The organism is Streptococcus sp. XMC, assembly GCF_021341835.1.
In the GTDB taxonomy this organism is placed as follows: Bacteria; Bacillota; Bacilli; order Lactobacillales; family Streptococcaceae; genus Streptococcus.
Map to the genome: position 1 here is coordinate 210,361 of NZ_JAJTNQ010000002.1, position 13,372 is coordinate 223,732.

The window sequence follows — 13,372 nt, forward strand, 5'->3', positions numbered from 1 at the left end:
TCATATACGAGAACTTGAGAAAGAAATCGTGAGGATGATCCCCATTTAATATAAAGGATTCGAGCTCCCTCTATTTCCATGCCTTCAAAAGGAATTCTCCTGTTTGAAATAGTTGTCATTCTAGCAGAGATAAGGTAGAATGAAAAGGATGAATTGAAAGGATGACACATGAACTACATTATTACTTTTTTAATCTCCATGATTCCTCTGGTAGAACTTCGTGGAGCCGTTCCCTACGCCATCTCTAGCGGAATTCCTCTTTGGCAAGCCCTCCTAATCGGGGTCATTGGCAATATGCTTCCTGTTCCTATTATTTTCTTTTTCGCTCGCCATATCCTGGAGTGGGGGAAAGAAAAGCCTGTTATCGGGAATTTCTTTACTTGGTGTCTCAACAAGGGCCATCGAGGAGGACAAAAACTAGAAGAAGCTGCAGGGGATAAGGGAATCTTTTGGGCCCTACTCCTATTCGTCGGCATTCCCTTGCCAGGAACTGGAGCTTGGACTGGAACCCTCGCCGCCTCTATTCTAGATTGGGACTTCAAACGGAGCGTCCTTGCTGTCATGCTGGGGGTTGTCCTAGCAGGCCTCATTATGGGATTTCTCTCACTCCTCTTTGGACTAGATACCTTTGCGCATTAATCACAAAAGGACTGAAACATCTGTTTCAGTCCTTTTTAGTATGTAGACAAACTGTTTTTTTACAAATCTAATAAATTCTATAAAACAAAAAAATTATTTAGTAGAATTATTCAGTCATCTACTAAAACTTTCCGCCGTGAGAAAAGTGCCTGAAACAATTGTATTTCAGGCACTCGGGAGTTTTGAAACTTTAGGTTCAAAACTAAGTCATGGAACTTCTTTGAAGGTCGCTGACGTCCGTTCTCACCTAAGGAAAGTTATTTAGATGACTTTATCTTGCAAAAAAAGAGGTTCCCATCGAAACCTCTTATTTTTTATTCTTAGTTGTTAAGAGCTGCTGCCATTGTAGCTGCAACTTCTGCTTCAAAGTCATTTGAAGCTTTTTCAATACCTTCACCAACTTCAAAGCGAACGAATTCAACAACTGAAGCATTTACTGATTCAAGGTAAGCTTCCACTGTCTTGCTGTCATCCATGATGTAAACTTGTGCAAGAAGAGTGTAGGCTTGGTCAACTTTCGTGTTGTCCAAGAAGAAGCGGTCCATTTTACCTGGGATGATTTTATCCCAGATTTTTTCTGGTTTACCTTCAGCTGCCAATTCAGCTTTGATATCTTCTTCAGCTTGAGCAACCACTTCGTCAGTCAATTGAGCTTTAGAACCATACTTCAAGTGTGGAAGAGCTGGTTTACCAACCATTGCACGACTTTCGTTGTCTTGGTCAATCACGTGGTTCAATTGTGCCAACTCATCTTTCACGAATTGCTCATCCAATTCTTTGTATGAAAGCACAGTTGGTTTCATTGCAGCGATGTGCATTGAAATTTGTTTAGCAAGTGCTTCGTCTCCACCTTCGACAACAGAGATAACACCGATACGTCCACCGTTGTGTTGGTATGCACCGAAGTGTTGTGCATCTGTTTTTTCAAGCAAAGCAAAACGACGGAATGAGATTTTTTCTCCGATTGTAGCAGTTGCAGATACGTATGCTGCTTCAAGAGTTTCACCTGAAGGCATTGTCAAAGCAAGAGCTTCTTCGTTGTTAGCTGGTTTACCTTCAGCGATGACTTTCGCTGTTGCGTTTACCAACTCAACGAATTGAGCGTTTTTCGCAACGAAGTCAGTTTCAGCATTTACTTCAACTACTGCTGCAACGTTACCGTTCACATAAACACCAGTCAAACCTTCAGCGGCAACACGGTCAGCTTTCTTAGCTGCCTTAGCCATACCTTTTTCGCGAAGCAATTCGATTGCTTTTTCGATGTCACCTTCAACCTCAACCAAGGCTTTCTTAGCGTCCATGACACCAGCACCAGATTTTTCACGCAACTCTTTAACAAGTTTAGCTGTAATTTCTGCCATTTTGATTCTCCTATATTTTTTTAAAAATAGGAGAGCCGGGCTAAGCCCCGCCCTCCTAGGTAATTACGATTGTGATAATTAAGCGTTGTCGCCTTCTACAACTTCAACGATTTCTTCGATTGAATCTGCTTGAGTTTCAGTTGCTGCCAATTCAGCTTCAACTGATGCAACTGCATCTTCACCTTGACGTCCTTCGATAACAGCGTCAGCCATTTTCGCAGTGATCAATTTAACAGCGCGGATCGCATCATCGTTAGCTGGGATGATTACATCGATATCGTCCGGGTCAGTGTTTGTGTCGACCATCGCTACAACTGGGATACCCAATTTCTTAGCTTCTTTAACAGCGATTTGCTCTTTGTGTGGGTCAACAACGTACATTACGTCTGGGATACGAGGCATATCTTCGATACCACCCAAGAATTTTTCAAGACGAGCGCGTTGTTTGTTAAGAAGTGCAACTTCTTTCTTAGGAAGAACGTCGAAGATTCCTTCTTCTTCCATACGTTTGATTTCTTTCAAACGAGCGATACGTTTTTGGATTGTTCCCCAGTTAGTAAGGGTACCACCCAACCAACGGTGGTTGATGTAGTATTGACCTGAACGAACAGCTTCTTCAGCAACAGCTTCAGCAGCTTGTTTCTTAGTACCAACAAACAATACAACTGCGTCGTTTGCAGCTGCTTCACGCATGAAGTCATATGCTTGGTCAGCGTATTTTACAGTTTGTTGCAAGTCGATAACGTGGATTCCGTTACGTTCAGTGAAGATGTACTTAGCCATCTTAGGGTTCCAGCGACGAGTTTGGTGACCGAAGTGTACACCAGCCTCAAGAAGTTGTTTCATTGAAATTACTGCCATGAGTAAATTCTCCTTTTTGTTTTTTTCTCCTCTCCCAGACGTCAGCTTGCAACACGACCACAAGGGCAACGGTGCCACAATGGTTCCGGGATGAGTATTTATTGCTTTACGCAACTTTATCAGTATAGCAGATTTAGAAGCTTTTTGCAAGCTATTTGAGAGAAATTCCTAGACTTTCCTGCTTTTCTTCAGAGCTCTCCCTCCTTCTTTTCTTTTTTTCTGCACGATTCTCATTCTTTCCCTTTTATAAGCCTTTTGTCCGAAATTTTTTCTTGACCTTATCTGATTTTTAAGATAAAATAGAATATGTTGTGGCGGTATAGCCAAGTGGTAAGGCACGGCTCTGCAAAAGCTTGATCGTCGGTTCAAATCCGTCTACCGCCTTCACAAACCAGTATCAATGAGCCCAGCAATGGGCTTTTTTGATACCATCACTTGATTGGACTGCATCTGCGCTCCTTTGCGAGCGATCCTGTTCTCCATTCATGAAAGGAAAAGATGATAATGAAAAAAGTTACCTTATATGCGCTTAGCATCCTCTCTTTGGCTGTGCTGGCTGCTTGCCAACCGGCCGCACCAGAGACTCACCAAAGAAAACCTCTTGTGAGCAGTTCTAAAAAATCTTCTAAGAGTTCTAAAAGTTCTTATTCTAAAAAATCAAGTAGCAAAAAGGATTTTTCATCAGGCTTAGATAAGGATGATTCTTATAGCTCTTCAGACTCTAATACCCGCGAGGATCCTAACTATACAATGAGCTTGATGGACCAAGGGGAATCGCTTGAGGCTATCGGGGATATCCCTGAAATGCCAAAATGGGCTGCCTTCAAAGAGATTAAAGTGGAAATTCTCGTTGGGAATGAAGCCCTTGCCCCTACCACAAAAGATGAAGCCATCAGCAAGTTAGGTCCTACTGATTCCACTTCTGATAATAGTGGTTACTGGCATGGGGAGGGCAGTGGTATCATGATTAGTTTTAATGAAAAAGGCCAAGCTACTAACAAAATTGCCACCTTGCCTAACTCTAAAAAGGTTACGAATCTCAAGGATATTCAACCTGGAATGACCGCTAAAGAAGTCATTGAAAAACACGGCCGTCCAGAAACTGTTTTCGTCTTTGGCTACGCGACTATCTTTACTTGGAAAGGTGAAGACGGGAAGGACTACTCTGTCGGTTTTGACAAAGAAAAAGTCTTCCAAGTCTCTGAGCCTGCATAAAAATCCCTTCTCAGCAAACACAAATCCTCCAAGACCAGCGTCTTGGAGGATTTCTTTCTATTCAAGGGGAAGACCCTTTTTTCATTTCTTACAATTCTGCGATTTGATTGAGGTTGACTTCTGCCACAGTGTCATTTCCAAACATGGTGATAATCATTTTCACCTTGTTGTTATCGATTTCTGTGATCTTACCAGTGTAATCTGCAAAAGCTCCATCGATGATGCGTACAGTATCTCCCACCTTCACATCAATATTGAAATCTTGAACTGTTTGTCCCATCGAAATCAAGATGTTGCGAATCTCGTCTTCCAAAAGTGGAGTTGGTTTTGAACGATTCCCGTGTGAACCAACAAATCCAGTAACGTTTGGTGTATTCCGAACGACAAACCAAGCTTCATCGGTCATGACCATTTCTACCAAGACATAACCCGGGAAGCGATTTTCTTCGATTTCTTTTGTTTTCCCGTTCTTCTCGATTTGCACAGTTTGAGTAGGGATTTCCACACGCAAGATGTTTTCCAACATGTTATATGTTTGTGCGCGTTGAAGAAGGTTTTCCTTCACTTTGTTTTCATATCCTGAGTAGGTCTGTAGGACAAACCAGCCTTTGTCAAAACTATCCATTTTTGTTTCCTTTCTTATCTACCAGAAGGTAATCGTTTCATCACGATACTAAAAAAAGCCTTCTGGCTCTTGTTTTCCTAGCTCCATTATAACATAAAACCGGAGAAAGCAAAGAAGTTTCTATCATTTTTTCTTCCTTAAGGCAAGAAAAAAAAGCATCCACATGGGACGCAGATTTGTTTCTTTTTAGAACATATCGATCAGCTTCAAAATACCTTTAGCCACTACTTGGTCAAACAAATAAATCAAGACCACGAAGAAAGCTGTGTACTCAATCACAGAGATAAAGTTTTTCCATCTTTCTTTACGAGTAGGCCAAGTCGTGTTTTTCAGCAAGACAAAAATATCTTTAAAAAATTTCACAACAATCTCCTATCTGGTTTCTTTATGAATTGTATATTTGCTACAATGTTTACAAAACTTGTTAACTTCTAGACGTTTTGGTTTTGGCGTCGCACTCAACTTGATTGAGTAGTTGCGTGACCCACAAACCGTACACGCTAGACTTGCTTTTTTTAATGCCATAACGCCTCCATTCACACCATTATAGCAAGTTTTCCACTTTTTGACAAGTTCTTCTACTCTCTGGGAGCGCATTTTGTTTGGCTTTTCTCTACGATTTGGTACAATATAGAGGATAAAGGAGAAATTATGAAAAGCGATCATCTGAAAGAAAGTAAAAATATTGAAGACCGTCGCGGACAAAGCGGCGGAAGCTACTCATCAGGCCGGTCTGGTGGGAATTTAGGGGGTGGTCTTTTACAGATCCTCCTCTCGCCTGGAAGTTTTAAGAGCAAACTCATCTTGATCCTGGTCCTCATCTTTTTGAGCGGGGGCGCTGGACTAAGCGGGTTCTTTGACCAGGGGCAGACCACGCAGAACTATAACTCAGGCCAAGTCACACGCCAAAGCAATACCCAGGTAAGTGACGGAGATAGTAAATTTGTCAGTCAAGTCCTTGGAACTACTGAGGATTTCTGGGGGCAAACCTTCCAAAATGAAGGCTGGACCTATCACAAGCCAACCTTGGTTTTCTATACGGGTCAAACTCGAACTGGCTGTGGTGTGGGGCAAGCATCTGCTGGTCCCTTCTACTGCCCGACAGACCAAAAGATCTATTTAGACATCAGCTTCTACAAAGAACTGACCACCAAATACAAGGCTAGCGGAGATTTTGCCATGGCTTATGTCATCGCTCACGAAGTCGGCCACCATATCCAAAACGAATTGGGGACTCTTCAGAGTTACCAAAAAGCCATCCGAGGGAAAAGCGAGACAGAAAAAAATGCCCTCAATGTCCGTTTGGAACTTCAAGCTGACTACTATGCGGGTATGTGGGCTCGCTACATTGAAGAGCAAGGCCTCATGGAGACAGGAGATATCGAAGAAGCGCTCAATGCAGCCCATGCCGTGGGAGATGATACCCTTCAAGAACAAGCCTATGGCTACTCCGTCCCTGACAGCTTCACCCACGGGACGTCTGAACAACGCATGCGCTGGTTCAAACGTGGTTACCAATACGGTGACTTTGAACACGGAGATACCTTCAGCGTCTCCGACGAAGACTTGTAATGAAACTAAAAACAAAAGCCTTTCAGATCATCATCTGAAGGCTTTTTTAGCATCCTATCTACAGTGATCTAAGCTTTATAATGGCTGGAGGTATTCAATAAATTGTTTTCTTTTTTATGGAGTTGTTCAACTCTATCTTGAAACTTTCCACCGTGAGAAAAGTGAGAGTGGGACAGAAATCGGTAATTCGTTAGAATTCGATTTCGTCGTCCCACCTCCGCGCAGTTGAGTAGGGCTGTAAAAGCTGATGAAATCAGCGTAGTAGAGCCCACTCAACCACTGCGTCTTGCTCGACAATCCAAAAACAACTAATAGGATAAGACTTTTGTCCCACTCTCACTCGGGAGTTTTGAATCTAAGGAAAGTTTCTAAGATGACTGTGAATGGCAAGGAACCTTACCATCTTTTAAACGTCTATTTTTTAAAAACCAAACCAACCTTTGAAAGTATCCCAGGCATTTTTTGCTTTTCCAGGAATATCTGCTTCATCGATGGCTTTCTTGGCATCGTCTACGATACCTGCAGCGCGTTCTTTGACCGTATCAAAGAAGCCCTTGTCCTCTTCTGGAGTCTCTGTTTCTGTTTCTTGACCGACAGGGGCAATGCCATTTTCCTGGTAAGAATTTTCCTCATTGTCAAAGCTGGTTCCTTCTGTATATGGAAGGACGCTGTTGGCTACATTTCGGAAGATCACTGAGGCCGTCTCTGCACTGGTTCCTGTCAGATAGTGGGTTTCATCCGTCTTAGGGAAGCCTAGCCACTGACTAATGACCACATCTGGCGTATAGCCGATGACCCACTGGTCACCAGAGAGATCGGGGTTGAAGTCCGTTTCAGTCGTACCTGTTTTACCAGCCATGGTATAGCCATATGGTGCTGCATTGACACCCGTTCCATTGGTAAAGGTTCCCAGCATCATATTGGTCATCTTCTTATTGGCCGATCTACTGAGCACCCGTTTTGATTTTTGACTGTGACTCTTCACGACCTGACCACTGGCATTTTCAATCTTGGTAATGAGATGGGCATCGTTCATCACTCCGTCATTGGCAAAGGTTCCATAAGCCTGAGCCATTTGAAGAGGGTTGGTCGTCACGCCTGATCCCAAGGCTACTCCGAGAGATTTGTCCACATTGTCCATGTTGAGACCAAATTTTTTCCCATAATCAAAGACAGTATTGAGCCCTAACTCATTGGCTGTCGCTACAGCTGGAAGGTTGAGAGATTCTGCCAAGGCTTGGTACATAGGAACGGTCGGGCTACCTTGAATGCCACCGTAGTTATCGACTGTATAACTGCCGTAGACTTTAGTCGTATTGTCCAATTCTTTGTTGGTCGACCAGCCGTTGGCAACAGCTGGACTATACACGACGAGAGGTTTAATGGTAGAACCAGGACTTCTAGCAGATTGAGTCGCATAGTTATAGCTTCGGAAGCCAGCATCTTGGTCACTAGCCACGCGTCCAACGATCGCCCGCACTCCTCCAGTCTTAGGATCCAAGGCCACACTACCAGATTCTGCCCGTGTACCATCTTCGGCTACAGGGAAGAGATCTACATTGTCGTAGATGACCTGCATGCTGGCTTGGTAATTCTGGTCCATCTCTGTGTAGATCCGGTACCCATTCTTAATGATATCTTCTTCTGTTAGACCATATTCGTTGACAGCCTCGTTGATAACCGCATCGAAATAGGACGGGTAGCGATAATCTTCTGACTTGCCTTCATAGGCATCCACCAGTTGGCCATGAATATCGACTGCAGCGGATTGATCTGCTGTGGCTTGGTCGATATAGCCAGCTGCGACCATATTTTGTAGGACCGTATTGCGACGATTGGTTGCGTTCTCGACTGAATAAAGGGGGTTATAAATTTCTGGCCCCTTGAGCATACCAGCGAGGACAGCCGACTGATCCAAAGTCAACTCACTAGCGGATACACCAAAATACTTCTTAGAAGCATCTTCAATCCCCCAAACCCCATTTCCAAAATAGGCATTATTGAGGTACATGGTCAGGATTTCTTTCTTACTATACTTTTTGTTAATCTCAAGGGCTAGGAAGAACTCCTTAGCCTTCCGCTCAACCGTCTGATCCTGAGAAAGATAGGCATTTTTAGCCAACTGTTGGGTGATCGTCGATCCCCCACCTGAGCGACCAGCAGTCAAAATCGCCAGGAAGAAACGACCATAGTTAATCCCACTATTTTTGTAGAAACTCCGGTCTTCCGTCGCAACAACCGCATTTTGTAAATTTTCGCTAATGGCATCTAACTCAACGTAAGTCCCTTTTTGTCCTGTTAGGCTTCCTGCTTGGTTCCCATCTTTATCATAGATGATCGTGGTTGCCTTGAGGGCATTTTGCAGATCTGCTACATTGGTGGTCTTGGCTATGTAGAAAAGATAACCTCCGACGACGAGACTAAAGGTCAAGCCAATCAGTAGGAAGATCTTGGTCAAGTGATACTTGCGCCAAAAACGTCTGATCGGATGTTGGGAGTGAGATTTTCTCCGTGACTTCTCAGAGCGGCTATAGGTTGGAGCTTGCTCCTCCCCGTCTGTTGATAACTCAACCTCTTCCGCAATTTTCGTTGGTTTTTTTTCTCGTTGGAAATGACGAATCATTCCCTCCATTAATTCTTTTAATTTGTTCATAGTCCCTATTTTATCACCTTCCTAACGTCTAGACAAGAAAGACCTTCGCAAGAAAGGATGCTTTTAGCTTTCTTTAAGGTTACCGTCAAGTCCACTCTATATAGGGGTTCAGCGTCTTGTTCCTCCCTCCCTCTTCCTCCTTCTCGCCTTTTCTTTCCCCCCGCTTTCTGATACAATAACACTATGCACTATATAATTACGATACCAAGCTCCTTGCCCGCCATGACGGTCAAAGAGGCCCTTGAAGATTACTTTCTCATCCCACGAAAGATTCGTCATTTTTTGCGAACCAAAAAACATGTCCAAGTCAATGGGGAGACTGTCCATTGGAAATCGATGCTTGAGGCTGGTGACCAACTCACCCTCACCTTTGATCCGGAAGATTATGAAGAAAAGGAGCTCCTAGCAGGAGATGCTAGCCTGGTCCAAGCCCTCTATGAAGATGAGCACCTCATCATCGTGAACAAACCGGAAGGCATGAAAACGCACGCCAATCAACCAGATGAAATCGCCCTTCTGAATCATGTCTCCACTTATGTCGGGAAGACCTGTTATGTGGTCCATCGCTTAGACAAGGAAACCAGTGGGGCTCTTGTATTTGCCAAGAATCCTTTTGTTTTACCCGTCCTGAATCGACTTTTAGAAGACAAGAAAATCCAACGAGACTATTGGGCCTTAATCCTAGGCAACTTACCCAAAAAGCAGTTAGTTTATAAGGACAAATTGGGACGAGATCGCCACGATCGACGCAAGCGTATTGTCGATCCTCGAAAGGGTCTCTATGCAGAAACCCATGTGACCAGCTTAAAGACTTTCAAACGCACCAGCTTGGTCAACTGCCAGCTCCAGACAGGTCGCACCCACCAGATCCGCGTCCACCTCTCTCACCATGGCCATCCGATTGTGGGAGATCCGCTCTATAACCCCGAAAGAGCTCCTCGCCTCATGCTCCACGCCCATCGCTTGCGGCTCACCCATCCCTTCACCTTAGAAAAAATTCAAGTCGAAGCCTTCTCACCAAGTTTTGAAAAGGGATTAAAAGAGCAGACATCTCCATAGGGACAAGCGACTGATGTTTCTAATCTAGTGGACTAGAAGAAGCTTTCAGATTGAAGATAAAGTCATTTTAGAAAATCATCTAGCTGTTTTATGTAAAAAGAAAGATTGTCTACATCTAAAAACACAGAATCAAATAGATTCTGTGTTTTCTGTTATTTCTGCAGGCTTCCTAGTTCGTCGTTTCTTCACTTGCGACTGGACTGGTTTCTGTGTTTTCTGACTCTGGAGATGGAGTCTGTGAAGGGTCCGAAGCTTCTTCCTTATTCAGACTAGGATCGCTTGTGGCAGGACTTTGAGGGGCTGGGGCTGCTTTGTCTGCTTCCGCCACTGCTGTCGATGGCGCCGCTAGCAAATCATCTCGAAGAGCTTGGATTGCTTGTAGCAAGACTTTCTTGTCGCTCTTCGGATCAGCTAGTTGATCAAAGAGGGCTTCCAAGCGTTCAAACTGAGCATCACTGGCTCCTTTTTCGACCAATTGTTGGTGGAGAGCAATCAACTGGTTATAAATCTCTTGATAGAGGGCTACGTCTCTCAGTTGAGGTTCATCTGTTTTCTTTTGCTTTTGTTGTTCAATCGTTTCACCAACTTCACGCAAAAGAGTTTTCCCAGTTGTCAAAGCCTTATCAGTATCTGGCTCTTGGCGCACCTGTTCCAAACGTTCTTCAAAAGCAGGACGTTTGCTTTCTTCTACTTGTGGCAAAAGAGAGGAGATTTGATCGAAAAGGGCTGTTAAGAGATTAGAGCGTTGACGAGACTCTGTCTTTTCATCCAGGTCCCCATAGACTCCCTTGAGGAAGTCGTAAACAGCTAGGTTATAGGACGGAGCATCTGCTCCCTTTTGATCCAGAACTGTTTTTTCAATTGGATAGGTTGGAGCATTTTCCTGAGACACTAGTTGGTCAATGGCTTGCTTGGCTTGGTAAAGCTCCATGAAATGGGCTTTTGAGTCCCAAGCTTCTTCAAAGGCCTGAGCCCGGTAAAGCTTCAAAGCAAGGTCTGCTGCTGTCGCCCGCAATTCTGGTGTCAAGCGCGCATCGCTTAAACTTTGGTAGAAATACTTGAGGTAGTCCACCGAAGTCACACCGGTCCGATCTTGCATCTCCTGAATGGCTTGGAGCAATTTTCCTTCTTGCTCCAATCGTTGACTATCCTTGGCCGTATAAGCTTCCTGCAACTGAGCAACGAGGCTTTCTTTCTTGAGTTGGAAGGCTTCGGTATCTAGCAAGCGAACCTGCTCCAACAATTCCTGGTAGCGACGGTCCAAGGCCGTCTCTTCTTTTGGTTTGACTTCCTGGGTAGCGTGGATATATTCCTTGTCAACTTGGTCAAGACTAGCCAAGTATCCTGCTGTCGAATTGCTTGGGAAGTTTTTAACAGTTTCTAAGAATTGACCCAAGTTCAACTCAATCCGTCTTTGTTGCAGAGGGTCTGAAGCGTATAAAGTCCGACTTTCTGCTAGAAGTTGATTGACCTTATCCTCTACAGCTTTCTGGTCCAAGTCACCTTTCTGGTAAGCTGATTGGATGGTCGGTAGACGATGAGCCAGGTAGTCCGCCAAGCCTGCTGAGCGCACCTTGATATAGTGGTTATGGTCCCCATGTGGAATAACAAACTGACCATTCTCGATTTGCATCGTATATGGTGAAATACCAGAACGAAGCGCTGTTGCATAAAGCTCGTTGATAAAGTCTAGCTCAGGATTTCCTGTTTCAAGTGGAATCCGGACATGTTCCTTACGAACTGCATAAGGGTGGATATGGGTTGGATCGTATTCTTGGTCTGGATTGTTAAAGACAAAGAAACCATTGGAAATCTTGATGGCTTCCCGAGGGACGCCGTAAGTCTGGCTAATGTACTGGATTTTTTCTTCATCCGAAGCATCGCGCGAATAGGTCGCCACATCATCTGTCAGTGGTTGACCCTTGTCCTCTTCCTTCTTACCAGCCAACACCGCCTCTGCAGCAGCGATTTCTTGAGGAGAAAGATCCTTCTTGTAGAAGTAATGGGCATGGTCTCCGTGAGCGACCATATAGCCCTCGTCATCCTTGCTGATGACCTGATCTGCATGGAAACCATGATCATGTTCGCCTTCATGATGATGGTCATGATCGGCTTCATGGTCCTCATGGTCATGCTTGTGATGAGGATCTTCCTTCTCATGGTCGTGGTCCTGATCGACTGGTTTTGTATCTGGACTTGAAGGTTGAGTTGGCTTTTCTTCAGTTGCGCTAGCCCCAGTTTGAGAACGGAGGATTTGGTACTGCCGTGCCAATTCCCGCTCTAAAGGCGAAAGCACACTATAAGGGATGAAATGGAAGTGATCTCCATGCGGATACACCACTCCTTGCTCTGTCCATTTGCTAATCTTACTTGGGTCAAAGACAGAACCATCCGACTCAACGTGGCGCTCTGAAAGCGGTGTATGCTGTAACTCTTCCTGAAGACTTTCCAGACTTCGTCCGTCTGTCGTCACTGTTGGGTGGGGAAGAGGAGTGGAGAGCGCTGGAGTGACAGGCGCTGGAATTGGCTGATTCGGATTAACCGGTGCAGTCAGCTGGATAGAAGGAGGCAATACAGGTTTCACCTCATTTTTTCCACCTCTACCATTTAAGATAGATAAGGCAGCCGCTAATTCTCCAGCTGATAAGGCGCTCTTCGGAATAAAGTGGTAATGCCCACCATGAGGCACGATAAAGCCATCCCCGGTATCAGAAATCACATCCCCAGGATGGAAGACATAGCCGTCATCTGTCCGGTAGCCAGCTTGACTTGGCTTGACTCCGGCTGTTAGACTAGCGACTGTTTTCCCTTCTCGTAGGGCCTGACTCGGCTGACTGAAGTCACGAGTTTGCCCAGCTTTTTGGGCACCCTCTTTCGAACCTGAAACCAGCTCTCCTTTTTTCTGTTTGGCAATGTCCTCCACTGAACGAACATTCAGCGTATGTTGCGGATCAGTTAGGTAAAGGTAGTAGGCCCCATCTTTCTTGATAATATAGCCATCTCGCACCTGTGTGACTATGTCCGATTGTTGCAGTTGGTAAGAAGGATCCCGTAAAATCAGCTCCTCACTAAAAATCGCATCATAAGGGACCTTGCCATTGTAGTAATGGAAATGATCTCCGTGGGAAGTCACAAAGCCCTCGTCAGAAATCTTGACCACAATCTGCTCTGCCTGAGTCTTTTCCTTCGAGTTGACGGATTCAATGCTTTCTTCCTGTTTGTTTGAGTGGCTAGCTGACTTTTTCTTGTCTCCTTGTAAATACTGCACCTGATTCTGACTCTTTTTGTCTTCCTTGACTGGTGCTTGTTGACTTAAGGCATAGGCACATAAACCCAAACCTAGGGTTGCTACTAATCCAATTGTTCCTTTTTTCTTCATTCTTCTAC

At 44.5% G+C, this 13,372-nt stretch carries 11 protein-coding genes and 1 tRNA gene; 5 read left to right on the forward strand and 7 right to left on the reverse strand.

Annotated features, from left to right (window positions below; all coding sequences use genetic code 11):
* Positions 1–168: 168 nt before the first annotated feature.
* Positions 169–639 carry a COG2426 family protein gene (locus tag LXO72_RS05880; RefSeq protein WP_129269828.1) on the forward strand — a complete coding sequence of 157 codons (471 nt, stop codon included), beginning with the start codon at positions 169–171 and terminating at the stop codon, positions 637–639.
* 320 nt (positions 640–959) lie between these two features.
* Here LXO72_RS05880 and tsf read toward each other — a convergent pair whose 3' ends face one another.
* Positions 960–2,000: a translation elongation factor Ts gene (gene tsf, locus LXO72_RS05885; protein WP_125335075.1), complete on the reverse strand. Its 1,041-nt coding sequence runs from the start codon at positions 1,998–2,000 to the stop codon at positions 960–962.
* Between the two features lie 78 nt (positions 2,001–2,078).
* On the reverse strand, positions 2,079–2,861 hold the full coding sequence (gene rpsB, locus LXO72_RS05890; RefSeq protein ID WP_048716695.1) for a 30S ribosomal protein S2: 783 nt from the start codon (positions 2,859–2,861) through the stop codon (positions 2,079–2,081).
* A gap of 313 nt (positions 2,862–3,174) precedes the next feature.
* On the opposite strand from rpsB, the gene LXO72_RS05895 reads away from it, so the two are divergent.
* A tRNA-Cys gene (locus LXO72_RS05895) sits at positions 3,175–3,245 on the forward strand.
* Between the two features lie 120 nt (positions 3,246–3,365).
* Positions 3,366–4,076 carry a hypothetical protein gene (locus LXO72_RS05900; protein ID WP_233331796.1) on the forward strand — a complete coding sequence of 237 codons (711 nt, stop codon included), beginning with the start codon at positions 3,366–3,368 and terminating at the stop codon, positions 4,074–4,076.
* A gap of 88 nt (positions 4,077–4,164) precedes the next feature.
* Here the strand turns inward: LXO72_RS05900 and nusG are convergent, their stop codons facing one another.
* From nusG to rpmG, 3 genes are all read right to left on the reverse strand, one after another.
* Positions 4,165–4,701 (reverse strand): transcription termination/antitermination protein NusG, encoded by a 537-nt coding sequence (nusG, locus tag LXO72_RS05905; RefSeq protein ID WP_006595435.1) that lies wholly within the window; start codon positions 4,699–4,701, stop codon positions 4,165–4,167.
* A 186-nt stretch (positions 4,702–4,887) separates the two neighbouring features.
* A complete protein-coding gene (gene secE, locus LXO72_RS05910) occupies positions 4,888–5,064 on the reverse strand; it encodes a preprotein translocase subunit SecE (protein WP_048716699.1) in 177 nt (58 codons plus the stop codon).
* A 9-nt stretch (positions 5,065–5,073) separates the two neighbouring features.
* Positions 5,074–5,226, reverse strand: coding sequence for a 50S ribosomal protein L33 (gene rpmG / locus LXO72_RS05915; RefSeq protein ID WP_006595433.1), 153 nt, complete (start codon positions 5,224–5,226; stop codon positions 5,074–5,076).
* Positions 5,227–5,352: 126 nt separating this feature from the next.
* On the opposite strand from rpmG, the gene ypfJ reads away from it, so the two are divergent.
* Positions 5,353–6,273, forward strand: coding sequence for a KPN_02809 family neutral zinc metallopeptidase (ypfJ, locus tag LXO72_RS05920; protein WP_233331797.1), 921 nt, complete (start codon positions 5,353–5,355; stop codon positions 6,271–6,273).
* A 421-nt stretch (positions 6,274–6,694) separates the two neighbouring features.
* Here the strand turns inward: ypfJ and pbp2a are convergent, their stop codons facing one another.
* The gene (pbp2a, locus tag LXO72_RS05925) at positions 6,695–8,926 is read right to left on the reverse strand and encodes a penicillin-binding protein PBP2A (RefSeq protein ID WP_233331798.1); all 2,232 of its coding nucleotides are present in this window, start codon (positions 8,924–8,926) and stop codon (positions 6,695–6,697) included.
* 183 nt (positions 8,927–9,109) lie between these two features.
* Here pbp2a and LXO72_RS05930 point away from each other — a divergent pair, with 183 nt between their 5' ends.
* The gene (locus tag LXO72_RS05930) at positions 9,110–9,985 is read left to right on the forward strand and encodes an RluA family pseudouridine synthase (protein ID WP_233331799.1); all 876 of its coding nucleotides are present in this window, start codon (positions 9,110–9,112) and stop codon (positions 9,983–9,985) included.
* 169 nt (positions 9,986–10,154) lie between these two features.
* Here the strand turns inward: LXO72_RS05930 and LXO72_RS05935 are convergent, their stop codons facing one another.
* A complete protein-coding gene (locus tag LXO72_RS05935; protein ID WP_233331800.1) occupies positions 10,155–13,364 on the reverse strand; it encodes a pneumococcal-type histidine triad protein in 3,210 nt (1,069 codons plus the stop codon).
* Between the last annotated feature and the right edge of the window lie 8 nt (positions 13,365–13,372).